This window comes from Actinoallomurus spadix (genome assembly GCF_024055725.1).
GTDB lineage: Bacteria > Actinomycetota > Actinomycetes > Streptosporangiales > Streptosporangiaceae > Actinoallomurus > Actinoallomurus spadix.
Map to the genome: position 1 here is coordinate 267,697 of NZ_JAMXMX010000005.1, position 22,435 is coordinate 290,131.

Annotated in this window: 22 protein-coding genes and 1 tRNA gene; 16 read left to right on the plus strand and 7 right to left on the minus strand. The window is 71.6% G+C overall.

Annotated features, from left to right (window positions below; all coding sequences use genetic code 11):
• Window positions 1–151 precede the first annotated feature (151 nt).
• The gene (locus tag NE235_RS09055) at window positions 152–877 is read right to left on the minus strand and encodes a TenA family transcriptional regulator (protein WP_252800644.1); all 726 of its coding nucleotides are present in this window, start codon (window positions 875–877) and stop codon (window positions 152–154) included.
• 168 nt (window positions 878–1,045) lie between these two features.
• Between NE235_RS09055 and NE235_RS09060 the strand changes: the two genes are divergently transcribed.
• Window positions 1,046–2,395 (plus strand): NAD(P)/FAD-dependent oxidoreductase, encoded by a 1,350-nt coding sequence (locus NE235_RS09060; RefSeq protein ID WP_252800646.1) that lies wholly within the window; start codon window positions 1,046–1,048, stop codon window positions 2,393–2,395.
• A 24-nt stretch (window positions 2,396–2,419) separates the two neighbouring features.
• Here NE235_RS09060 and NE235_RS09065 read toward each other — a convergent pair whose 3' ends face one another.
• On the minus strand, window positions 2,420–5,251 hold the full coding sequence (locus NE235_RS09065; protein WP_252800648.1) for a hypothetical protein: 2,832 nt from the start codon (window positions 5,249–5,251) through the stop codon (window positions 2,420–2,422).
• 299 nt (window positions 5,252–5,550) lie between these two features.
• Between NE235_RS09065 and NE235_RS09070 the strand changes: the two genes are divergently transcribed.
• Together NE235_RS09070 and NE235_RS09075 are read left to right on the plus strand one after the other, a co-directional pair.
• Window positions 5,551–6,153, plus strand: coding sequence for an RNA polymerase sigma factor (locus NE235_RS09070; RefSeq protein ID WP_252800650.1), 603 nt, complete (start codon window positions 5,551–5,553; stop codon window positions 6,151–6,153).
• The gene (locus NE235_RS09075; RefSeq protein ID WP_252800652.1) at window positions 6,146–7,117 is read left to right on the plus strand and encodes a CU044_5270 family protein; all 972 of its coding nucleotides are present in this window, start codon (window positions 6,146–6,148) and stop codon (window positions 7,115–7,117) included. The genes NE235_RS09070 and NE235_RS09075 overlap by 8 nt, the downstream gene beginning before the upstream one ends.
• Window positions 7,118–7,214: 97 nt before the next feature.
• On the opposite strand, the gene aceE is transcribed toward NE235_RS09075, so the two are convergent.
• Window positions 7,215–10,001 (minus strand): pyruvate dehydrogenase (acetyl-transferring), homodimeric type, encoded by a 2,787-nt coding sequence (aceE, locus tag NE235_RS09080; protein WP_343884374.1) that lies wholly within the window; start codon window positions 9,999–10,001, stop codon window positions 7,215–7,217.
• Between the two features lie 199 nt (window positions 10,002–10,200).
• Here aceE and NE235_RS09085 point away from each other — a divergent pair, with 199 nt between their 5' ends.
• From NE235_RS09085 to NE235_RS09120, 8 genes are all read left to right on the plus strand, one after another.
• The gene (locus NE235_RS09085; protein ID WP_252800654.1) at window positions 10,201–10,386 is read left to right on the plus strand and encodes a DUF1918 domain-containing protein; all 186 of its coding nucleotides are present in this window, start codon (window positions 10,201–10,203) and stop codon (window positions 10,384–10,386) included.
• A gap of 10 nt (window positions 10,387–10,396) precedes the next feature.
• Complete coding sequence (locus NE235_RS09090) at window positions 10,397–10,810, plus strand: secondary thiamine-phosphate synthase enzyme YjbQ (protein ID WP_252800656.1); 414 nt, start codon at window positions 10,397–10,399, stop codon at window positions 10,808–10,810.
• Window positions 10,811–10,965: 155 nt separating this feature from the next.
• A complete protein-coding gene (locus NE235_RS09095; RefSeq protein WP_252800658.1) occupies window positions 10,966–11,388 on the plus strand; it encodes a DUF3052 domain-containing protein in 423 nt (140 codons plus the stop codon).
• 143 nt (window positions 11,389–11,531) lie between these two features.
• Window positions 11,532–11,993 carry a peroxiredoxin gene (locus tag NE235_RS09100; RefSeq protein ID WP_252800660.1) on the plus strand — a complete coding sequence of 154 codons (462 nt, stop codon included), beginning with the start codon at window positions 11,532–11,534 and terminating at the stop codon, window positions 11,991–11,993.
• A 52-nt stretch (window positions 11,994–12,045) separates the two neighbouring features.
• Window positions 12,046–12,375 carry a hypothetical protein gene (locus NE235_RS09105; RefSeq protein ID WP_252800661.1) on the plus strand — a complete coding sequence of 110 codons (330 nt, stop codon included), beginning with the start codon at window positions 12,046–12,048 and terminating at the stop codon, window positions 12,373–12,375.
• A 128-nt stretch (window positions 12,376–12,503) separates the two neighbouring features.
• Window positions 12,504–14,615, plus strand: coding sequence for a PIG-L family deacetylase (locus NE235_RS09110; protein ID WP_252800663.1), 2,112 nt, complete (start codon window positions 12,504–12,506; stop codon window positions 14,613–14,615).
• 64 nt (window positions 14,616–14,679) lie between these two features.
• Window positions 14,680–14,752 (plus strand) — tRNA-Val (locus NE235_RS09115).
• A gap of 90 nt (window positions 14,753–14,842) precedes the next feature.
• Complete coding sequence (locus tag NE235_RS09120) at window positions 14,843–15,601, plus strand: glycosyltransferase (protein ID WP_252800917.1); 759 nt, start codon at window positions 14,843–14,845, stop codon at window positions 15,599–15,601.
• Window positions 15,602–15,648: 47 nt separating this feature from the next.
• Here NE235_RS09120 and NE235_RS09125 read toward each other — a convergent pair whose 3' ends face one another.
• Complete coding sequence (locus NE235_RS09125) at window positions 15,649–16,689, minus strand: hypothetical protein (RefSeq protein WP_252800665.1); 1,041 nt, start codon at window positions 16,687–16,689, stop codon at window positions 15,649–15,651.
• 137 nt (window positions 16,690–16,826) lie between these two features.
• On the opposite strand from NE235_RS09125, the gene NE235_RS09130 reads away from it, so the two are divergent.
• The 4 genes from NE235_RS09130 (at window position 16,827) to NE235_RS09145 (ending at window position 19,430) form a co-directional block, all read left to right on the plus strand.
• Complete coding sequence (locus tag NE235_RS09130) at window positions 16,827–17,444, plus strand: TetR/AcrR family transcriptional regulator (RefSeq protein ID WP_252800667.1); 618 nt, start codon at window positions 16,827–16,829, stop codon at window positions 17,442–17,444.
• A 308-nt stretch (window positions 17,445–17,752) separates the two neighbouring features.
• Window positions 17,753–18,100 carry a DUF6247 family protein gene (locus NE235_RS09135; protein WP_252800669.1) on the plus strand — a complete coding sequence of 116 codons (348 nt, stop codon included), beginning with the start codon at window positions 17,753–17,755 and terminating at the stop codon, window positions 18,098–18,100.
• Window positions 18,101–18,105: 5 nt separating this feature from the next.
• Complete coding sequence (locus NE235_RS09140) at window positions 18,106–18,354, plus strand: hypothetical protein (RefSeq protein ID WP_252800671.1); 249 nt, start codon at window positions 18,106–18,108, stop codon at window positions 18,352–18,354.
• A gap of 362 nt (window positions 18,355–18,716) precedes the next feature.
• Window positions 18,717–19,430 carry a hypothetical protein gene (locus NE235_RS09145; RefSeq protein WP_252800673.1) on the plus strand — a complete coding sequence of 238 codons (714 nt, stop codon included), beginning with the start codon at window positions 18,717–18,719 and terminating at the stop codon, window positions 19,428–19,430.
• A 34-nt stretch (window positions 19,431–19,464) separates the two neighbouring features.
• Here the strand turns inward: NE235_RS09145 and NE235_RS09150 are convergent, their stop codons facing one another.
• Window positions 19,465–20,160 (minus strand): helix-turn-helix transcriptional regulator, encoded by a 696-nt coding sequence (locus tag NE235_RS09150; protein ID WP_252800675.1) that lies wholly within the window; start codon window positions 20,158–20,160, stop codon window positions 19,465–19,467.
• A gap of 174 nt (window positions 20,161–20,334) precedes the next feature.
• On the opposite strand from NE235_RS09150, the gene NE235_RS09155 reads away from it, so the two are divergent.
• Window positions 20,335–20,727, plus strand: a complete 393-nt coding sequence (locus tag NE235_RS09155) for a hypothetical protein (RefSeq protein ID WP_252800678.1) — start codon at window positions 20,335–20,337, stop codon at window positions 20,725–20,727.
• A gap of 26 nt (window positions 20,728–20,753) precedes the next feature.
• Here the strand turns inward: NE235_RS09155 and NE235_RS09160 are convergent, their stop codons facing one another.
• Window positions 20,754–21,755: a cation diffusion facilitator family transporter gene (locus NE235_RS09160; protein WP_252800680.1), complete on the minus strand. Its 1,002-nt coding sequence runs from the start codon at window positions 21,753–21,755 to the stop codon at window positions 20,754–20,756.
• A gap of 48 nt (window positions 21,756–21,803) precedes the next feature.
• Window positions 21,804–22,427, minus strand: a complete 624-nt coding sequence (locus NE235_RS09165) for an ACT domain-containing protein (RefSeq protein WP_252800683.1) — start codon at window positions 22,425–22,427, stop codon at window positions 21,804–21,806.
• Window positions 22,428–22,435: the final 8 nt, after the last annotated feature.

The following is a 22,435-nucleotide window of genomic DNA, read 5'->3' on the forward strand; positions in this document are numbered from 1 at the left end:
ATCGCCTACGAGATACCCATCGGGGATCGGGAGAATGCAGGCGTGTTCGGCCGTCACCGCTGTGTCAGGGCGGAAAATGGTACGTCGCTGTCCGTTCTGAGCAGATCACGACGCTGGAGCTTGAGGCGGTTTTACCCTTTGAAGACCTCCATTACGGGATATTCACCGTGATTGCCCGATTTTCGTAACTGGCGTCGAACGCCCGCCGGAACAACTCCAGCGACCGGCGCACGGCCGACTCGACCTTCGCCTGCTCGGCCTCGTCCCGGACCGTCAGCTTGATCAGCTCGAACGCCTCCCGGGGATGCGCGTCGTCGTACTCCGCGTGCTCGACCAGCCAGCGGAGGGCGGACGCGTCGTCTTCGCCGTACCTCTCCCGGAAGGCGGGCAGGATTAGGCGCGTCCACTCCCCCGTGGTCCCCTCGATCGCGTAGTTCACCGCTCCGAACGCCTCGGCCAGGCTCCCCCGATAGCAGACCGACCACAGGTAGTCGTACAGCGCGCCGACCTCCGGGCAGGGCCGGTGCGAGACGAGCTCCTCGAAGCCGATGCCGAGCGCGGCCGCCCAGTCGGCGTACCACTGGGCGTGCAGGGCCTCGGTCCGGATGTTCCCGATCAGCCAGTCGCGGGCGAGGTGGTCCCCCGGGATCTGACCGAACGTCGTCTTCGCCAGATAGACGCCCATGTATTTTGGAAACGCCTCGACGACGCAGAAGAAATCAAGGACGATCCGCCGCCACGCGTCTTCGGGGAACGGCCCGCTCACCGTCTCGGTGAAGATCTTCGACTCGAGGACCGATGTCCAGTCCGGCCGGAGCGAATCGACCATCGACCGTGCCCAGACGGGATGCGGTGTCTCGGTGAGTTCGTTCTTCACCCTCCGGTGATGACGGGTCCGGGAGGGAACCTGAGAATGGCCGTCGGTAGTGATCGCCATGATCCGACTCCTCACTCGTTCACCTGAGTATCGGCGCGCTCTTCACATAGGGTCAATATCCGCGTTTTCATATGATCCGTAGCTCACTCCCCCGCCCCGGAGACCTGAGTGAAACGCGAACACGCCATCGTCGTCGGTGGGAGCATGGCCGGCCTGCTCGCGGCCCGCGTCCTGACCGCCCATTTCGAACGGGTCACCCTCATCGAGCGCGACCGGTTCCCGGCCGGGCCCGTGTTCCGGCCGGGCGTGCCGCAATCCCGGCACCTGCACGTGCTGTGGACCCGCGGCCGGGAGATCGTCGAGCTGCTGTTCCCCGGCCTGGAGGACACGTTACGGGCGGCCGGCGCCGAGGAGGTGCGCGTCCCCGCCGACGTCCTCTGGCTGACCTCGGCGGGCTGGCGCGAACGCTTCGACGTGACGAGCCTGCTGACCTTCAGCCGCCCGCTCCTCGACCAGGCCGTACGGAGCCGGCTCACCGGACCGCCCGGCGGGGATCGCAAAGCCGTCGACGTCCTCGACGGACACCGCGTGACCGGTCTCATCCCCCGCGGCGGGGACGTCGCCGGAGTGATCCTCGGAGACGATGGTGAACTGCACGCCGACCTGGTCGTCGACGCCACCGGCCGGGCGTCGCGCGCGCCGGAATGGCTGGCCGCGCTCGGTCACCCGGCGCCGCCGGAGACGCGGGTCGACCCGCTCCTCGGGTACGCCAGCCGCTGCTACGCGATACCGCCCGGATTCGACCCCGGCTGGAAGGCTCTGTACATCCAGGCCGACCCGCCCGCGACCCGGCGCACCGGCGGGCTGTTCCCCCAGGAGGGGGGCCGCTGGATCTGCAGCCTGTCCGGCGCGGGGCGTGACTACGGACCGGTCGGGGAGACCGCGTTCCTGGACTTCGCCAAGGGGCTGCGCAGCCCCGTCCTCTACGAGGCCATCCGCGACGCCGAGCCACTGACCCCCATCGTCGCGTTCCGCCGCACGGCCAACCACCGCCGGCACTACGAGCGGCTGCCGTCCTGGCCGCAGGGGCTCGTCGTCACCGGAGACGCCGCGTGCGCCTTCAACCCCATCTACGGCCAGGGCATGAGCGTCGCCGCCGTCGCGGCCCTCGTCCTCGACCGCTGCCTGCGCGATCCCCGCCCCGGCTTCGAACGGCGCTTCCAGCGCGGTGCCGCCCGCAGCGCCGCCGGGGCATGGCTCGTCGCCACCGGCGAGGACCTGCGCTACCGGGAGACCGAGGCCGCGCCCGTACGCCTGCGGACCCGCCTGATCAACGCGTACGTCGACGAGGTCGTCGCCACCGCCAACGTCGACCGGCGGGTGTGCGAGCGCCTGGTCCACGTACTGGCGCTGATGGCCGCGCCGGCGTCGCTGTTCACCCCGGTCGTACTCGCGCGGGTCGCCGCGCGCCGCGTCCGCCGTCCCACCCCGGTGACCATGCCGGCCCGCCCGGCCTGACCGGGCCCATCCGGCCCACTTGACCTATCTGTCGGACGACGGAGGGAAGCGACGGCGGAAACGTTCGAACGGCCCGGCCGCTCCGCCGGCGTCGTGCCCGGGCGGCGTGGGAGGAGACGGCGTCCGCTCGGCGTCGTTCGCGGGGTCACCGGCGGGTGAATCGCTCTCCGCCTCCGGTACGGGCCCCTGGGGCACACCCGGCACTCCCCTACCACCGGGAAGACCGCCGGGATCCGCCCCGCCCGGGAGGTACGAGCCGCCGGGCGCACCCGGCAGGCCGGGACCTCCGGGGAGACCCGGTGACGGGTACGCCGCTCCCGTCTCCGGGCCGGCACCGGCCGGACCCGGGGCATGGAACGACGGCCCGCCGTACGCCGCGGAGGAGGGCGGGTCTCCCGCCGGTGGGTGCTGGGAGGTTCCGGAGCCCGGTACGGTGCCGGGGAACGTCGGCGGAGCAGGAGGCGCCGGCCGCTGACCCGGCGCCGGGGGAAACGGTGCCGGTCCGAGTGGATCGGCCGCCGCCGGGCCGGATACGCGCGGATCGGCCGGTCCCCGGCCGCCGCCGAGCGGGTCGGCCGGTGCCTGCGGGCGCAGGCGCGGATCGACGAACGATCCGCCCGTCCCGAGCGGGTCACTCGTCCCCAGCGGGTCGCGCGTCCTGAACGAATCGTCCCTCCTCAGGGGGTCACCCGTCCCGAGCGGGTCACCTGTCCTGAGCGGATCGGTCAGCGGATCTCTCGGCTCCCTCCGGTCGGCCAACGGGTCACTCGGCGTTCGCGGATCGAACCCCGGGCCCGCCGGACCACGCGGATCGGCCGACGGGACGCTCACACCGCGTGGATCGGTCAATGGCCCGCCCGGGGTCCGCCCGTCGGCCGCCGGGCCGGTGGATCCGGAGGAGGCGACGGGCAGGTCGCTCGGTCTGCGCGGGTCGGTCGAGGGACCGGCCGGCGGCTCGACCACGGCATGCGGGCCGGTCTGCGGGCCGGTCTGGGCCTGCGGATCGGCGGCGTGCCGCGCGTGCCGCGCCGAGGTGGTGGATCCCAGACGGCCTTGGGTGAACTGCTCCACCTGGGCCTTGGCCTCGTCGGCCTCGGCCCGCGCGGCATCGCGCTCGGCGATCATCGTGGCCAGCGCGGCGCGGAGCTGATCCAGCATGCTCGACCGCTCCTTGGCCTGCAGCTGGTACTGCGCCAGCCGGGACCGCGCCTCCTCCAGCTCACGGCGGACGGACTCGATCTCCTCGGTGAGCCGCGCGGCCTCCTCCAGCCGGGGCCGTGCCGCCTCGAGCTCTCCACGCGAGGTCTCCAGATCGGCCCGGACCGCCTCCAGCTCGCTTCGAACGCCCTCCAGTTCGGTACGGGTGCCGTCCAGTTCGCCACGGGTGCGGTCGAGCTCGGCGCGTACGCCGTCCGAGTCGCCGCGAACGTCCTCCGACTCGGCGCGGGTGCGGTCCAGCTCGGTCCGGGCCTCATCGCGCTCGGCCCTGGTCCGTTCGAGCTCGGCGCGGAGTTCTTCGACCTCGGCCCGCGCGGTGTCCCGCTCGCCGCCCACCTCATCGGCGTGCGCGCGTGCCTCGAGGGCCTGCCGGTCGGCGGCCGCCCGTGCCTGCTCGGCGGCCGCGCGGGCGCTCTGCGCGAGTTCGGCCGTGGTGCGCATCTTGTCCAGCTCGGACTCGGTGGCCCGGAGCTGCGAGCGCATCTCCTCCACCGCCGCGGCCCGCTTCTGCAGCTCCTTGGCCTCGGCGAGCTCCGCCCGGTAGCGCGCGACCTCCTCGCGGGCCAGGTCCAGTGCCGAGGTCAGCTCGGCGATCCGGCTCGTCAGGCGGTCGCGTTCCTCGCGTACGGCCGTGGCCGCCTCGGTCGCCGCCTCCGCCGTCCGGGTCGCCTGGGTACCGAGGTCGCGTGCGGCGTCCCGTTCCGTACGGGCGGCCTCGAGCCGGGCGGTCAGCTCGGCGACGGCGGTCTCGGCCCGCTCGGCCCGGCGCCGTACGTCCCCCAGCCGGGCGAGCACCCGCTCGGCGTCCAGCCGGGCCGCCTCGCGGTCCCGCTGCGCCTCGGCGACGGCGGCGGCCGCCTCCGCCCTCGCGTCCGCGATCCGCCGCTCGACGCCCGCGACGCTGAGATCCGCCGTCAGGGACATGGCCAGGAGCTCGGCGACGTCCTCCAGCCGTTCCACCATGTCCCAGGTCCGCGCGACCTGGCCGGCGAGGCCCGGGGAGTCCTGGTCACGCCGCCGCCGCTCGGCCGCCGCCCGGGCGCAGGCGCCGTCGTTGTCGAGGCAGTACCGCAGGACGGGTCCGGCCTCGCCCGGCTGCGGGATCGGGCGCCCGCAGTAGGCGCAGGGACGCGTCACGGCGTCGTCCCCGTCCTGCGGCGGGAGCGGAACCCGCCGCGTGGCCGACGAGGCGTCCGCCGGGTGGGCACCCGGGCCCGCATTGGGACCGCCGGGGACCCGGCCGTCCTCCTCCCCGCTCGCCGTGGGACCGTCGAGGACGTGGCCGTCCTCTCCGCCGTCCGCCGTGGGGCTTTCGGGGACCGGGCCGTCCTCCCCGCCGCCCGCCGTGGAACCTTCGGGGACCCGCTCGGTCTCTTCGCCATCCGTTGATCCGGGGTCCGCCTCCGGGAGGGGTTCGCCCGCTCCGGACGGATCGTCACGTACGCCGTCCTCCTGCGCCGGAGAATCCCCCTGAGGATCGCCGGCCGCGGGGACCGCGTCGGCGGAGACCGCCGGAGGAGCGGCCGTCTCGGCCGCCGGCCGGTCCGTACCGGGCGGGTCGGCAGGGCCCGGGGCATCGTCGCCGGAGGTCACGGCGGCATCGGGCTCGGGCACGTTGTCGTCCGTCGGGCCGGACACGCTCATCCCCCTTGCGATCCGTGATCGGGATGATCTCGATTGTCAGCCCGAAGACCGTATCTCCCTTCGTCCCCTCCGGGGAACGCAACGGCGAGGTTGAATGCCGGGACGTTCCGGCGGAGCCGACAGCGGTGGCGGGCCGGGTCCTCTCCTCCTGACGCGGAGACCTGCGAGGCGGCGAGCCGCCGGCCTTCCCGGCCGCGCGACGGGCGGGGGGCGTGAAGAAGAATCCGTCCTGGGACTGAGTACGGGTGACCGCCAGAACGCCTCGGAAAGGCCGCCATGACATGGAGCCACGAATGACCGCCCCACCCGGCGTCGTCGACGCACGCGACGAGGACGCCACGGTGGTCCGGCGGTCGTGGCATGAGCCCGATCTGTTCACAGTGATCTACGACAGGTACTTCCCGCAGATCTACCGGTACGTGGCCGGGCGCCTCGGCCGTGACGTCGCCGACGACGTCGCGGCGGAGGTGTTCCTCACCGCGTTCCGTAAGCGCGACCGCTTCGACCCGGAGCGCGGTGCCGTACGCCCCTGGCTGTTCGGCATCGCCAACAACCTGGTCGGGCAGTACCGGCGCGACGAGAGCAGGCGCTACGCGGCGCTGGCCCGCCTGGGAGGTGACCAGGTGGGCGGGGAGCACGAGGAGCGGGTCACCGCCCGGGTCACCGCGGAGGGCATGCGGCCCCGGCTGGCCGAGGCGCTCGCGGCGTTGCCGGAGGGAGACCGGGACGTGCTGCTGCTCGTCGCGCTGGGCGGCCTCGGTTACCAGGAGGCCGCGCAGGCGCTGGAGATCCCGGGAGGCACCGTCGGATCGCGGCTGAGCAGGGCTCGGAAGAAACTGCGGAAGGCACTGGGCGGGACCGACCCCATGTCCGCGAAGGAAGACTCACATGGATGACATTCGAGAGGTCTCTGCGCTGCTGGAGGAGGGCGACCCGTCGGCGGCGGTGATGGCGATGGGCCGCCGCCGTCTGCACGAGCTGATCCGTCAGGAACCGGCCGGCGCCCTCCGCGCGGTCCCGAGCGCGGTCCCGGGCGGCCGGACGAGGCGGGGGCGCCGCCGGCTCCGCTGGGCGCTGCCCGGGCTCGGCCTGGTCGCCGCCGGAACGGCCGCCGCGATCGCCCTCACGTCGACGTCGGCTCCGCCGGACCGATCGCGCCCCCGCCCGACGCAGACGTCCCAGCGGCTGTCGGGCCGGGAAGTACTGCTGGCCGCCGCGTCGAGCGCGGAGACCGAACCGGCGACGACCGGGAGATACTGGCACGTCCGATCGGTACGCATGATCTTCGCGGGCGGCCCGCCCGTGGGCAACGTGATAGAGATCTGGGCCGCCAAGGACGGCTGGTGGTACGAAGGCGATGCCACTCTGGAGGGCCGCGGCCTGGGGTTGATGAAGCACAAGAACAAGGACGGCAGGTCGTTCGAGCTGATAGATCACACGCTGTCCTTCGACGAGCTCCAGCGGCTGCCGGCCGACCCGCGGCGGCTCACCGCTTGGGCGCTCTCGTACGCCCACAAGATCAATCCGCACTGGCGGAAGAAGGACATGGAGGATTCGGCCACCAGCACGCTGAGCGCGCTGCTGTACGCGGTCCCCGTGTCTCCCAAGGTGCGAGCGGCCGCCTTCCGGGCGCTCGCCCGGCGACCCGACGTCACGAGCGAGGGCCCCGTCAAGGACGCTCGGGGACGTATCGGGCAAGGAGTCACGATCGGAGGAGCGTTCCACCTGATCATCGATCCGAAGACCGCCTTCGTCCTGCAGGAGACGGCGGGGACGGTGAAGGGTCCAAAGCGGGCCTCGACGCTCTACTACGAGGTCGGCTGGACCAACGCCGCACCGCACGTGCCCGGCCCTGCCTGATCCGCCGGCTAGGACGTCCCGTGGCGATGACCGTCCAGAACACGGCGGCCGGGGTGCCCCACTCGTGGGGTGCCCCGGCCGCCGGGTTCTCGGTATCTCAGCCGGCGGTCATGCCGCCGGTCTCGCTCTCCGGCGGGGTCTTCCCGGCGCCGACGACGACCTCGGCGCCCGCGCCGAGCTGGTAGCGGTCGATGGCCTTCTGCAGGAGCTCCTGCTTGATCTCGCCGCGCCGGGCGAGCCGGGTCAGCACGGCGAGGGTGATGGACGCCGCGTCGACGTGGAAGAAGCGGCGGGCGGCGGCGCGGGTGTCGGAGAAGCCGAATCCGTCGGTGCCCAGCGAGGACCAGTCGCCCGGCACCCACGGCGCGATCTGGTCCGGGACCGCGCGCATGAAGTCGCTCACCGCGACGACCGGGCCGGGCTGGCCGTCGAGCGTGCGGGTGACGTACGGGACGCGCTGCTCGCCGTCGGGGTTCAGGAGGTTCCACTCGTCGCAGGCGACGGCCTCACGGCGCAGCTCCGTCCACGACGTGGCCGACCAGACGTCGGCGGCGACGCCCCACTCCTCGGCGAGCATCCGCTGGGCCTCCAGGGCCCACCGGACGCCGACGCCGGAGGCGAGGATCTGCGCGCCCGGCGCCTCGCCCTCGACCTGCGGCGCCTCGGCGTAGCGGTACAGGCCCTTGAGCAGGCCGCCGACGTCGAGGTCGGCGGGCTCGGCGGGCTGCTGGTACGGCTCGTTGTAGACGGTGAGGTAGTAGAAGACGTCCTCGCCGTCGGGGTGCTCCTCACTGGAGCCGTACATGCGCCGCAGCGCGTCCTTGATGATGTGGGCCAGCTCGAACGCCCAGGCCGGGTCGTAGTAGACGCACGCCGGGTTGGTCGCGGCGAGCAACGGCGAGTGGCCGTCGTTGTGCTGCAGGCCCTCGCCGGTGAGGGTGGTGCGGCCGGCGGTGGCGCCGAGCAGGAAGCCGCGGCTCATCTGGTCGCCCATCGCCCAGATGCTGTCACCGGTGCGCTGGAACCCGAACATCGAGTAGAAGATGTAGACGGGGATCATGTGCACGCCGTGCGTGGCGTACGCCGTGCCGGCCGCGATGGCGGAGCCGACGGCGCCCGCCTCGCTGATGCCCTCGTGCAGCATCTGGCCCTGCTCGGACTCCTTGTAGGACAGCAGCAGCTTGCGGTCGACGGCCTCGTACGTCTGCCCGTGCGGCGAGTAGATCTTCGCCGAGGGGAAGAGCGAGTCCATGCCGAACGTGCGGTACTCGTCCGGGGCGATCGGCACGAACCGGGCGCCGATGTTCTCGTCCTTGATCAGGTCCTTGAGCAGCCGGACGAACGCCATCGTCGTGGCGACGTTCTGCTTGCCGGAGCCCTTCTTCAGCTCGGCGTAGACGGGGTCCCCGGGCAGCTTGAGGGCCTTCGCCCGGTTGAGCCGCTTGGGCAGGTAGCCGCCGAGGGCCATGCGCCGCTCGCGCATGTACTGCACCTCGTCGGAGTTCTCGCCCGGGTGGTAGTACGGCGGCAGGTCCGCCTCGAGGGCCGAGTCGGGGATGTCGAGGTAGAGCCGGTCGCGGAACTCCTTCAGCTCGGCCTTGGTGAGCTTCTTCATCTGGTGCGTGGCGTTGCGCGCCTCGAAGTCCGGCCCGAGCGTCCACCCCTTGATCGTGTGGGTGAGGATGACGGTGGGCTGGCCGACGTGCTCGCGGGCGGCCTTGAACGCGGCGTACAACTTGCGATAGTCGTGTCCGCCGCGCGACAGCTTGCGGATGTCGTCGTCGGACATGTGCTCGACCATCTTGCGCAGCCGCGGGTCGTCGCCGAAGAAGTGCTCGCGGATGTACTCGCCGGTCTCGACGGTGTAGGTCTGGAACTGGCCGTCGGGGGTGGTGTTCATCTTGTTGACGAGCACGCCGTCGACGTCCTGGGCGAGCAGCGGGTCCCAGTCGCGGCCCCAGATGACCTTGATGACGTTCCAGCCGGCGCCGCGGAAGTACGACTCCAGTTCCTGGATGATCTTGCCGTTGCCGCGGACCGGCCCGTCGAGCTGCTGCAGGTTGCAGTTGATGACGAAGGTGAGGTTGTCGAGCTCCTCGCGGGCGGCGAGGCCGATCGCGCCGAGCGACTCCGGCTCGCCCATCTCGCCGTCGCCGAGGAACGCCCACACGTGCGACCGGGAGGTGTCCTTGATCTTCCGGTTGTAGAGGTAGCGGTTGAACCGGGCCTGGTAGATCGAGTTGATCGCGGTGAGGCCCATGGACACCGTGGGGAACTCCCAGAAGTCCGGCATCAGCCGCGGGTGCGGGTAGGACGACAGCCCGCCGCCCGGGTGGGAGATCTCCTGGCGGAACCCGTCGAGCTTGTCCTGGGGCAGCCGGCCCTCGAGGAACGCGCGGGCGTAGATGCCGGGCGCGGCGTGGCCCTGGATGAAGACCTGGTCGCCGGACTCGCCGTGGTCCTTGCCGCGGAAGAAGTGGTTGAACCCGACCTCGTACAGCGACGCGGCGGAGGCGTAGGTCGCGATGTGGCCGCCGACCGACAGTTCGGGGCGGTTCGCCCGCGAGACCATGATCGCGGCGTTCCACCGGATATAGGCGCGGATGCGGCGCTCGACGTACTCGTCGCCGGGGAACCAGGGCTCGCGCTCCGGCGGGATGGTGTTGATGTAGTCCGTGCTGCGCAGGCCGGGCACGCCGACCTGCTGCTCGCGGGCCCGTTCCAGGAGCCGCAGCATGAGGTAGCGGGCGCGCGAGCGGCCCTCGGTCTTGATGACCGTGTCGAGCGACTCCAGCCACTCCCGGGTCTCATCGGGGTCGATGTCCGGAAGCTGACTGGGGAGGCCGTCGCTGATGATCGAAAAGCGCTGGCGTCCGGAAGCCACGGGTTCCCCTTCGCTTCGTGCCCACCCAGGTCAGGTGATGGATCGTTGTTGTCCCGACCATCGTCGTACGTCGGAACCGTTAACGCATCTCTACCACCCGGTAACCGGTCGGTACGGCTTCCCATCGGCCTCGGAGCGTACGAGGCTGTGTGGAGAGCCACCGCTCAGGGGATACCCGCGGTCGGGAGGTGAAACGAGGATGGAAGCGGCCGTTGGTGACCGGTTGCACGTCCACGGGAACACCGTCGGGCAGGCCGACCGGACCGGAAAGATCATTGAGGTACGCGGCATCTCCGGAGGACCGCCGTACCTCGTCCGCTTCGACGATGGGCACACGGGCCTGGTCTACCCGGGGCCGGATGCCGTGGTCGAACCGGAAGAGTAGACATGTACGCATGATGAGCAAAGTGATTACCGTGGCCACCGGGAGCAAGGAGGCCGTGCACGACATCACGGGCGAATGCCTCAGATTCCTGCGCGACATCGGGGCGTCGGATGGTTTGCTCAACCTCTTCGTTCCGCACGCGACCGCCGGCATCGCACTCATAGAGCTCGGCTCCGGCAGCGATCAGGATCTCTTGTCCGCGTTGGGCGAATTGCTGCCGGCCGACGACCGGTGGGAACACGCGCACGGATCCCGTGGCCACGGTCGCTCTCACGTGATGCCGGCGTTCATCGCGCCGTACGCCACGATCCCCGTGATCGACGGGAAACCCGCGCTCGGCACCTGGCAATCGGTGGCTGTGGTCGACCTCAACGTGGACAATGTCGTGCGCAAGGTGCGACTCAGCTTCATCAGCGGGAGTTGAGAGAAGTGGCCGGGTTCGCTCACTTGCGGGTCAGACACTTGCGCACGGGGTGGTCCGCCGTGTGAACTGTCCGGCAATGCCGCACCCGGAGGGGCGGGCGGTAAACAACATGGGCATGTTTGACAATCGCGGCCCACAACACAGGGAGGACGTTCGTGAGCGCGACCGCGGGTCAGGCGCAGAGCAGCCTGGCCGAACGGCTCGGCATCAAGCCGAACCAGGTGGTGCAGGAGATCGGCTACGACGCCGACACCGACGAGGAGCTGCGCAGCTCCATCGAGTCGGTCTCGGGTAACGAGCTGGTCGACGAGGAATACGACGAGGTCGTCGACGTCGTGCTGCTCTGGTGGCGTGAGGACGACGGCGATCTGTTCGACGCCTTGTCCGACGCACTCACCGCACTGGCGGACGGCGGCCACATCTGGCTGCTCACGCCGAAGGCGGGGCGCGAGGGCCACGTCGAGCCGAGCGACATCCTGGAGGCCGCCCAGACGGCCGGGCTGTCGCAGACGAGCAGCATCAGCGCGGCCCGTGAGTGGTCGGGCACGCGCCTGGTGACGCCCAAGGCGCGGCGTTGACCTTCACCGCCGAGGCGCGGACCGTACGAGGAGGGGACTGACCGGCATGTGAGACGTGCCGGCCCCGGGGGCTCTCTCGATCCGTCGGAACGACGGGTGGCAGACTGACGTACGGCCAGACTCGGTGAGGAAGGGTGCTACCCATGACGGTTGAGGTCGGCGACGCCGCACCGGACTTCGAGCTGAAGGACCAGCACGGCGCTCCCGTGCGCCTGTCGGACTTCCGGGGGAAGAAGACCGTCGTCCTGGTCTTCTACCCGCTGGCGTTCAGCGGCGTGTGCACGGGCGAGCTGTGCGCGATCCGCGACGAGCTGCCCACGCTGGGCGGCGACGACGTGCAGGTCCTGGCGGTCTCGGTGGACTCGATGTTCTCGCACCGGGCGTGGGCCGACCAGGAGGGCTACGAGTTCCCGCTGCTGTCGGACTTCTGGCCGCACGGCGCGGTGGCGAGGTCCTACGGGATCTTCGACGAGGACAGGGGCGTCGCGACACGCGGCACCTACATCATCGACAAGTCCGGTGTCGTGCGGTGGAAGGTGGAGAACGCCATCCCCGACGCCCGTGACCTCGACGAGTACCGCAAGGCGCTCGCCGACATCTCCTAGTTCCTGTGGCCGGGCCCGCGCGGGCCCGGTCCCGGATCCCACCGGAGGCGCCATGCCCTGCTACCGCTGCGGGGCCCGGCAGACGGACCCGGACCACGGCCCCAGTCCCTGGCGGCGTGGCGTCCGTTCGGACCGGCAGGTGCTGGTCTGCCCCGACTGCCAGCACGGCCGGGACTGGACCGCGGACCTCGATCACTGCACGTCCTGCGGGGCCACCGCGCTGGTGTGCCGTCTCGGCGAGGTCGAATGCCGTACCTGCGGGCGCGTACGGGCCACCGAGCGGATGGCCGAGCCACCGGCGCCCTCCGACGGTTCGGGGTTGTCGGAGGAGGTCGCCGCCGCGCTCAGCCGCGTGCTGGGCGGCGACGGCCTCGCCACCTGAGCCGACCAATTCCGGCGGAATGTGACCAAGACCCTAATGCTCCCCAATTAACGGAATGTCAACCCACGGTGTGACATGATCCTTCACGCTCCTGCGACGGGCGCTCGCAGGGCTGAAGGGGAGCGAGCGTGGCGGGACGCCCTGCGCGGACGATCGCCGGCCTGGCGGCCGCGGCGACATGTGCCGGACTTCTCGGACTCACCGGCCCGGCACGGGCCGCCGGGCAGCAGGCCCTCCCGGTCCAGGCCGGATTCGTCCAGGTCGTCGCCCACCCCGACGACGACCTGCTGTTCATGTCGCCGGACCTGGCCAACGACATCCGGCGCGGGGAAGCCGTCACGACGGTCGTGCTCAGCGCCGGCGAAGGCCACGCCGGGATGGGGGACGCCCACGACCCCCTCGCCTATGTCGCGCAACGCCGCCAGGGACTGCACTCGGCGTACGCCGCCATGGCCGGGGTCACCGACGGCTGGCGGGTCGAGACCGTCCGTTCCGGGCGGGTGAACATCGAAGTTCACACGCTGACGGCGCGCCCGAACATCCACCTGGCGTTCCTCAGCCTTCCCGACGGCCGTGACCCGCGCGTCCACGTCGGCAGGCGGGCGATCGCGCAGCTGCGGGCGGACCGCCGCTCGGCCAAGTGCTCGCCGACCGTGACGCCGCCGCTGTCGCCGTACGCCCACTGCTACACCCACGCCGACGTCGTCCGCGCCCTCGTGACCCTGTTCACGCTCTACCGCCCCACGGTCGTACGGACGCAGGACCCCTCTCCCGACCGGCGCTACACCACTGACCACACCGACCACAGGGCGACGGCCCAGTTCGCGACCGAGGCGGTCGCCGCGTACGGCCGGCCCGTGGCCCAGGTCGACTACCGCGACTACAACCTCGGCGACACGCCGGTCAACCTCCGCCGGACCGAGTCGGCCGCCAAGCAGCGCGTCTTCGCCGACTACCGCGCCAACGACTACCGGATCAACCCCGAGGCCCGGAACTTCGCCTCCTGGCAGCTCCGCATGCGCTACCGGTGGCCCCGGGGAGCCTCCTGGACGACCCGCGCCGCAGGCGGACGGCTCCAGGCATTCGCCGTCCTGTCCGGCCGGCTGTACACGTGGTGGCAGACGCCCACCGGCTGGTCCGGCCCGGCGTCACTCGGCGGCAGCGGCCTCGCGCCCTCCCTCACCACCGCCGGCGGCCAGGTCTTCGCCCGCCGCGGCGGCGATCTCGTCGCCGCCCGCCCCCGCTACGCCGGCGGGCGATGGACGGCGACCTGGACCGACCTCGGCCCCGCGACGGGCACCCCCCTCGCCGTGCCCGGCCGCACCGGCCGCCCCGCCGTGTTCGTCCGCGACGCCAAGGGCGGCGTCAGCGTGAAGTGTCAGGCCACCGACGGCTCGTGGACCCCGTGGCGGCAGCTGCGCGTCCCCGCTCCAAAGACCGCTCACCGGCGCGCCGCGAAACCCTCCTCCCCCAGGCCCCGGCCGACCGCCCCGAGCCGTACCCCGTCGGTGTCGCCCACCCCGAGCACGACCCCCACCCCGAGCGCCACGCCGTCGGCACGACCGCCCGCCCTGCCGCCTCTGCCGCTGCCCCTGCCCCGCAAGAGCGGCACCCCGACCCCGAGCACCACGCCGGCGACCCCGCGCACGACGCCGCGCGGCACCGCCTCCCCTCGGCCGACCACCACCCCGTCGCCGGGGAAGAAGGCCACCCGGGCGCCCGCCCGCAAACGTCCCCGGGTGATCCCGCCCGCCCGGGACGTCCAGGACGGCATGGACGCCGTCGGCGGCAGCGCCGGAATCGAGCTGTTCGCCCCGACCCGCACCCAGGTGCTGCAGTGGCGGCAGGGCCAGGGCTGCTCGTTCGCGTACGCGGGCGCGGTCCCTGGCGTACGGCCGAACGGCCCCGTCACCGCGACCCGCGACGCCGGCGGCAACCCGACCCTCGTGTACGAGGAGGCCGATTCGACGGCGATCCGCCAGGCCAAGGAGACCGGCCGCGCGTGGAGCGGCCCCGCGACCCCGCTGCGGGCGGTGTTCCACGAGACCGGCGAGGCCCCGGTACCGACCGGCAGCCGCGTCCCGCCGCCCGCCCTGCCCCTTCCGGCGATCGGCGTCCCCATGGTCGCCACCGACGGGACCGGCCGGGTGTACGCTCTGGCGCTGGCCGAGGACGGCCGCCTGTACGTCTCCTCGCGCGGCCCCGCCGGCATCTACGGCCCCTGGAGCCCCGCGGCCTGATTCCGTTTCGCGAGCAGGGGGAAGATCCCGGTAGGCTGTGGCGCGCCGGGTCCTTCCCGGCAGCGGGCGCATAGCTCAGTGGTTAGAGCACTGGTCTTACAAACCAGGAGTCGCTGGTTCGAATCCAGCTGTGCCCACCTCGGCGATCATTCGAAAACGGCGTCTGACCTGCGATCACAGGTCAGGCGCCGTTCGCATGACGTCCGACCGTTGGAGCCGTGGAAGCGATGACGCGCATCATCACCGTGGTCACTCCGGTGCATCCGCAGAATGCGCCATTCTTGCGTGAGGCGTACGAATCGATACGAGCCCAGGTGCTTCCGGCCGGCTGGGATTGGCAGTGGGTCGTCCAGGAGGACGGCGACAGCGGGCTGGTCGAGTCGGCGCTTCCCGAGGACCCGCGCATCAGTTTCGGCACCGTTCGGGCCAGTGGGCCGGCGGTGACCCGTACGACCGCGTTGGCCCGCGCCGCCGGAGAACTCATCCGCAACCTCGACTCCGACGACCGCCTGCTTCCCGGCGCGCTCTTCCGGGACATCGAACTGCTGGCGGGCGCACCGGAGATCGACTGGACCGCGTCGCGCGCCCTCGACCTCCTCCCCGACGGATCGACGAGAGGCCACGAGGCGAACGACCTTCCGGAGGGCGTCATCGAGCGTGGTGCGGTCCTTCGCACCTGGGAGGAGCAGGGGTGGATCCTCCCGCTGGTGCCGGGCACCCTCTGCATGCGGCGTCGCCTCCTGCTCGCGCTCGGCGGGTGGATGGCGCTCGACACCTCCGAGGACACCGGGCTGGTCATCGCCGCGAACGCCGTGGCCGACGGGTACTTCATCGGCGAGCCGAGCATGCTCTACCGCCGGCACCCGCACCAGACCACCGCTCAGGAGTTCCACACCGACGCCCGCAGGAGGCAGCGCAAGCGCTCGCTCATCATCGAGCGAGCACAGGCGCTCGCCTCGCTCGGCAACGGACCTCTCCGGCCGTAGTCGACGTGCCGGCGGCGGCCCGTCCGCTCCGGCGTGACAGGTGCTGCTCAACGGGAGTTCTCCGCGCGCCCGGCCGTCCTCCTCCCGTAGTGGTCGGCGAGCGCGGAGAACGCCGCCTTCGGCTCCCACGGCAGGCCCGTGAGGGTCCGGCCGTCGCCGTCCTCGATCACCTTCACGACGCCGTACGAGGCCAGGTCCAGGTCATCCCGGAGATCGCCGCTCCGGTGCGGCAGGTGGTACTGCGCGAAGGTGTGAACGAAGGCACTGTCCACACCCTCGGCGTCGAAGATCTCCAGTAGTTCACGCAGATGGGCCGCCTGTTCGGCCTCATCGCGCACGTAGTCGCCGTTCAGCCGGATCGGTGTGGCGCCCTCCCACTCGATGACGTCCCAGGCGATGGAGGACCGGTCGGCCGCGCCCCGGTAGGTGGGGGCGCCGAACTCGGTGATCGCCACCGGCTTGCCCGCCTCGACGAGCGCGCGGACGCCCTCGGCGAACCCGGCCGCGATCTCCTTCGTCCGGTAGGAGTCGATCGAGACGAAGTCGAAGGGCGTCCAGTCGACCCCCTCGAGATGGACGGACGCATACGTGATCTTCCCGGTGAACCGGCGGCGGACGACGTCCACCGCCTTGGCGAGGAAGTCGTTCATGCGGCCGGGCAGCGCCGCCAGGGCCTCCCGATCGGGCCGCGTGAGCAGGGCGTCGATGCGGTCCATGCAGACGTCGCCGGGCAGGAAGCCCTTCGTGAACAGGCTCAGCTCCGCGCCGGTGACGAGCACGATCTCGGCGCCGCCCCGGCGCAGCCGCTCGGCCCGCTCGGCGCAGTCGGCCAGGACGTCCAGCAGCTCGTCCGTGCTCAGGTCGCAGGTGAAGGGCGAGAACCAGACCTCCAGGCCCGCCTCCGCGGCGAGGGTGGCGGCGAGCTCCAGCCGCTCCGGGTCGCTCCCGGTGACGCGCACGGCGTCGCAGTGCAGGTCCTCCCGGATGACGCGCATCTCGCGGCGGACCACCTCCGGGTCGAGCACCTGACGGGTGCTCACTCCGAGGTTGATGAAGCCCGTGTCGTACCCGATGCCGTACCGACGCATTGCCAGCGCCCCCTTCTCGTCTCGCGGCCGGTCGGCCGCCTCTCGCTAAGGTACGAAACGTACCCTAAGTTCGCAACGTAGCAGGCGGCGACGAAGCACGATAAGGTACGAGCGGTATCGAGCCTGCCGAGGAGAGCATGAGCGGCGAGCAGACGGTTCCGGGCTCCCCCGGCCCATCGAGGCGGCGTGGGGCCGTGCTGGAGGAGGCGATCCTGCGCGCCGCGGCCGACGAGCTCCTCGAGTCCGGCTACCCGGGGCTGACGATGGACCGCGTGGCCAAGCGGGCCGGCACGAACAAGAACGCCATCTACCGCCGGTGGCCGAACCGCGCGGCGCTCGGCGTCGCCGCCTACAGCCGGCTGGTCAAGGCACAGACGCAGCCACCCGACACCGGCACGCTGCGCGGCGACGTCCTGGCGCTGCTCCGCCGCATCAACTGCGACCAGGCATCACCCACGGGCGAGATCCTCCGAAGCCTGCTCGCCGGTGTCGGTGACGAGCCGGAGCTGCTCGCGGAGCTGCAGAGCCAGGTCGGCGACGGCGGGTCCGCCACCTGGCTGACCGTGCTCGGTCGCGCGGTCGCCCGCGGCGAGGCGCCGCCCAAGGCACTGCACCCCAGGGTCGCCACGGTGGCGCTCACCCTGCTGCGGAACGAGTACGTCACCCAAGGGCTCAGCAGAATCCCCGACACCGTCATCACCGAGATCGTCGACGAGGTCTACCTGCCCCTGATCCGCGGCCGCGCGACGGGCTGACCCGGCCGGCCCGCGCCCGGCCTCGCGCGCTTGCTTCGCCGCCGCCGTGGTCAGCGCGCCGTCGCCGTTGACGGATCGACGACCGATTCGCCGGTTCCAGCACGTCAATCGCGACGTCAAGGCGCACGCCCAGGGGCGATGATCGGGATCGGCCGCCGCGATGTAGGGCCAGCGCGTGAAGGAGTCTGGCCGTGGCGGTCACCATGCGGATGTGCTGATCCTCGGTGAGCATGATCGCGCGGGTTCGGGCGTGACGCGCCTGACCAACCATCTGCCGAACTCCACGGAATGAACCTAGACTCAATCGCATGACGGCCCAGCCGGTGGAGCAGTACGAGGACCCGCACGACCCACAGGTCATTCTCGGCGACCTGCCGCGGCGCGAGCACCCCCTTTTCCTGAAGCAGTACCACGAGGCGGTCGACGCGGCGCATGACCCGGCCGGATACAAGCGCCTCCAGGCCGTTCTCCGTCACTGGTCGATCACGGCCCGCGCGCTGAACAAGGCACTCAAAGAGAACCCGAACTACTACGAGGACCTCGCAGCCGAGGTCGAAGGCGTCCGGAACGGCACCGTCCAAACCGTGCCGCTCGATGTTGTCATCCCTGACCGGGCGGAACGCGTCGCCGAAGAGCGAAGGCACCGTTACCGTTAGTTGCCGTGGCCCTCCGCGTCGAGTTAGTCCCTCCTTCAGACGAGCAGCTCCACGGCCTCCCGGAAGCAACCAAGAAGGAGCTCATCGAGACGCTGCTGGTCTTGATGGAGGAGCCCCGCCATCCGGACCTCGTTGCACCATCCGATGATCCTCGCCGCCTGCGCGCGCCGTTCGGTGACTTCGGGATCGTCGAGTTCCAGCCGCGGGAGGAGATAGGGGCCCTCATCGTGCACCGCGTCATCTGGGCGGACTGACCCAGCCAGTTCCGCGGCGGCCTCCTGCCGCCATGTCCGCCAAGCAGCACACGACTGCTCAGTCACTCCCCTCGACGATCGGCAGATCGGCGTCGTCCCGGTCCACGACATGGATGAACTCACTGGGTCAACGAGGCCGGCATGGATTCGTTACAGGCGCACAGTTCTCGACGAAATCCCCGACGCCGTCATCACCGAGATCGTCGACGACGTCTCCTCACCCCTGTTCCGCCGCCTCGCACGGTGGCTTCGCCAGCCGGCGTACGGTCGATGGGGCCCACGGAACGTCTGACTTGAAGTCAGAACTGTCCGGAAGTGGACATGGCGTGATCTTTTCGCGGTCTCGGAGCGTCGTAGTTCTTGTGAAGAAGCTTCTCGCCGCCACGGCCGTGTCCGCAGCGGTCGCCGCCGTGCCCGCCGTCGCGTACGCAGGAGACGGCGGCAAGCTGCCGACCTGCACCGCCACGTTCGTGGACCACCCTGAGAACGCCTCGCCCGCGTGGGCGCTCGACGACTTCACGCGGACGACGACGTTCGCCCCCGGGGACACCGACGGGACGTGGAAGGTCCACATCCACGATGAGGGACACTTCACGACGATCCCCGGGACCACGTCCGACAGCGGCGACCCGATCCAGCTGAAGGTGACGGGGTCGTTCGACGGTGACGGCGACTACACGGTGACGAGCACGACCGGACCGCAGTGCGGCGACGCGGAGCAGTACACGGGCACCGGCGCTCCCGCGACCGCGAAGTGGCCGTTGCACTACTTCCCGGCGGACGCCGACGCCACCACGAGCGACATCGACCCGTGGCGGTGGGTGTACCAGACGTACTGCGAGAAGATGGTGGAGGACAGCCGGTACGCCAAGGTGGACGGCCACCTCACCGGCAAGGACTGCCCGACCCCCACGCCGACGCCCACGGATTCCGCTCCGGAGCCGGACCCCTCGTCCTCGGCGGACCCGGAGCCGTCGGCGAGTGAGACGACGCCGAGCCCGGAGACCACGGCCTCGCCGGCGGCCGAGGCCTCCCCGGCGACACCGGTGAAGGCCCAGCCGCACTTCACCGGCTGAGCCGGCGCGGCCGGCGGCCGATCCGCGGCTCCGGTCAGTCGACGCGGAGGGCGGCGGCCAGGAGGTCGGTGACGTTGGGGGTCGCGCGGGAGTAGTCGCGGGGCGGCGCGATCTCCTCCAGCAGCGCGGCCTCCCGGATGCGGTCGATCCGGAAGATCCGGGGCGCGTCGCGGAGCCGGCACCAGCCGATGAGGTGCCAGTCCCGGGCGCCGGTGACGAAGGCGACCGGCTCGACCTCGCGTTCGGTGCGCGTGCCGTCGCGGCCGGCGTAGGCGAACCGTACGACCCTGCGGGTGGCGACCGCCTCCTCGACGACCGCCGCGGCGGGGACCTCCTGGGCGCCGTCGGCGAGGAGGAGCGCGCGGATCCGCTCGGCGAGCCGCCGGTCCTCGGGGCTGTCCGCCGCGGCCATCGCTCCGATGACCTTGAGCAGGGCGGTACGCCCGGAGGAGGCGAAGGGCGACGCGCCGTCGCGGCCGACGGCGGTGGCCAGGGCCACGGCCTCGACCGGAGACAGGACGATCGGTGGCAGGGTCCCGGCGGTGTCCAGGAACCAGCCGGCCCCGTCGGCCTTGATGGGGACGCCGGCCTCGCGCAGGTCCTCGAGGTCCCGCTCGATGGTCCGCTCGCCGACCCCGAGGAGGGCGGCCAGCTCGCCGGTGGCACAGGGCCGGGGGGCGCCCGCACGCAGCTCCTCCACCAGGGCGAGCAAGCGGTCCGTACGGGTCACGAAACCGACCGTAGATCATCAATCGCCTGATTCAAGGTGACGCGCCGGTTCGGTCACGCTAACGCCAAGGTCTCACGGGCCGGCGCGTCATCGGCGCAATGGCGGCCCCGGTGCGGGCTCGCCCGGGCGTACCGGAATGATCTGAACCGTTCCCCGAGAGAGAGGTGAAGGACGTTGCTCGCGGTATCGATGGACACGGTCCGGGTGTTCCTGCATGTTCTGGCGGCGACCGTCTGGGTCGGCGGCCAGCTGACCCTGGGCGCGCTGGTTCCCGCCCTGCGCGGATACGAGGGGGTGACCAAGGTCGCGGCGCGCCGGTTCAACGTGGTGGCGTGGCCCGCGTTCGCGGTGCTCGTCCTCACGGGGGTCTGGAACATCGTCGCTCTCGACCACCCGAGCGACGCCTACCGGATGACGCTGAACGTCAAGATGGTCTTCGTGCTGCTGTCCGGAGTGGCGGCGTTCCTGCACATGCGGGCCACCACCAAGCGGGGGCTGGCGATCTGGGGCGCCCTCGGGGCGCTCGGCGCGCTGGTCGCGCTGTTCTTCGGCGTCCAGCTCGGCTGAGACTCTCCCCCGCGGTCACCGCCCGGTCATCGTTCGCCCGCCGCCCAGTGGTACGGCGGGCGGCCGTACCGTTCGATCACGCGACGGCGCAGGCCGGGGTCGTCTCGCGGCACCGGCTCCAGGAAGACCTCGTAGACCTCCGGGTGGTTCGCGCGGAGCTCCTCGCTGAGGCGTACGCAGGCGCGTTCGACGTCGGCGGCGCCCAGGTCGTCGCGGAAGTCCAGCCGGGCGCAGACGAGCACCTCGCCGGTGCCGACGGTCATGGTCATCAGGTCGACCAGCGCCTCGACCTCCGGCGCGGCGGTGACGACGCGCTTGACGCCCTCCAGGATCCTCGGCTGGGCCTGCCGGCCGATGAGCAGGTCAAGGTTGGTGCGGCCGAGGAGGAACGCCGCGATCGTCAGCACGACCCCGATGAGCAGCGAGGCAACGCCGTCCCAGACCGCGGAGCCGGTCGCCTGGTGCAGGCCGAGGCCGGCGGCGGCGAGGGCCAGGCCGATCAGCGCCGCCGAGTCCTCGAAGAGCACCGACTTGGTGGTCGGGTCGTCGGTGCTGCGCAGGAACGCGAGGATCGACTGCCCGTCCGCGCGGGCCTCCTGGCGGGTCTGCCGGAACGCCTGCCGCCACGAGACGGATTCCAGCACCGCCGACACGGCCAGCACGAGGTAGCCGACGAGCGCGCTTTTGCGCTCGGTCTCCCCGCTCAGGATCGCCTGCGCTCCCTGGACGAAGGCGAACAGCGCGCCCATGCCGAAGATGCACACGGCGACGAGGAGCGACCAGATGTAGCGCTCGGTGCCGTGGCCGAACGGGTGCCGCCGGTCCGCGGGGCGCCTGCTGCGGCGCAACGCGGTGAGCAGCAGGACCTCGTTGGCGGTGTCGGCGAAGGAGTGCCCCGCCTCCGAGGCCATCGACGCCGATCCGGTGATCACCGCGGCGACCGTCTTGGCGAGCGCGATGCCGAAGTTCGCGGCGAGCGCGAGGACGACGGTGAGGCGGCTCTCCTGCTGTTCCTGTTCCCCGACCACCCGTTCAGGGTGTCACGGCGCGGCTCGCGTCACGGCACCGGCCGTCCGTCACACCGACGTCCCCACGCCGAGGACCGCCTCGGCCGCGGTGGCGAGCTGGATGAGCCGTTCGAGCTCGGTGCGGTGGAACGGCGGGGCGGCCACGCGCGCGAGCAGCAGCGTCTGCCGGGACCGGCCGACCGGGACGGAGGCGTAGCGGATCCCGTCCTCGCCCGTGAACGCGCGGGCGCCGGACGCGGGGATGACCGGGAGCGTGAGCGGATCGGGGGCCTGCCAGCTCGCGTGGACGACGATCCCGTCCCGGCCCAGCATCGCGGCCCAGTCGCCGCCGAAGATCTTGGGGACCGCCTCGACGAGGGCGATGACCCCGTTCGGCGGGTTGGCGGCGATCTGGCCGACGACCTCCACGTCGGAGAAGACGCCGGGCGCCTCGTGGGTCTGCCAGACGCCGTCGATCTCGACGCCGCGGACCGAGGCCAGGGCGTCGCAGAGGACGTCGAGGGACGCGCCTTGGGGCCACGAGACGGTGATGTCGTCCACCGCCCGTCCTCCGGAACGTTCCAACACGACGACCTGCACGATGTCGGCGCCCGCGGCGCCCAGCGTCCGAGCGACCGTGCCGAGCGAGCCGGGACGGTCCGGCAGCCTGAGTCGCACCCGCAAAAGCGGCATACCGCTCA

Coding starts and splice junctions, on each gene's coding strand:
- NE235_RS09135 (WP_252800669.1), top strand. CDS start 17,753: ATGACGGCCCAGCCGGTGGAGCAGTACGAGGACCCGCACGACCCACAG.
- NE235_RS09120 (WP_252800917.1), top strand. CDS start 14,843: ATGACGCGCATCATCACCGTGGTCACTCCGGTGCATCCGCAGAATGCG.
- NE235_RS09100 (WP_252800660.1), top strand. CDS start 11,532: ATGACGGTTGAGGTCGGCGACGCCGCACCGGACTTCGAGCTGAAGGAC.
- NE235_RS09075 (WP_252800652.1), top strand. CDS start 6,146: ATGGATGACATTCGAGAGGTCTCTGCGCTGCTGGAGGAGGGCGACCCG.
- NE235_RS09105 (WP_252800661.1), top strand. CDS start 12,046: ATGCCCTGCTACCGCTGCGGGGCCCGGCAGACGGACCCGGACCACGGC.
- NE235_RS09125 (WP_252800665.1), bottom strand. CDS start 16,689: ATGCGTCGGTACGGCATCGGGTACGACACGGGCTTCATCAACCTCGGA.
- NE235_RS09085 (WP_252800654.1), top strand. CDS start 10,201: ATGGAAGCGGCCGTTGGTGACCGGTTGCACGTCCACGGGAACACCGTC.
- NE235_RS09070 (WP_252800650.1), top strand. CDS start 5,551: ATGACCGCCCCACCCGGCGTCGTCGACGCACGCGACGAGGACGCCACG.
- NE235_RS09130 (WP_252800667.1), top strand. CDS start 16,827: ATGAGCGGCGAGCAGACGGTTCCGGGCTCCCCCGGCCCATCGAGGCGG.
- NE235_RS09090 (WP_252800656.1), top strand. CDS start 10,397: ATGATGAGCAAAGTGATTACCGTGGCCACCGGGAGCAAGGAGGCCGTG.
- NE235_RS09165 (WP_252800683.1), bottom strand. CDS start 22,427: ATGCCGCTTTTGCGGGTGCGACTCAGGCTGCCGGACCGTCCCGGCTCG.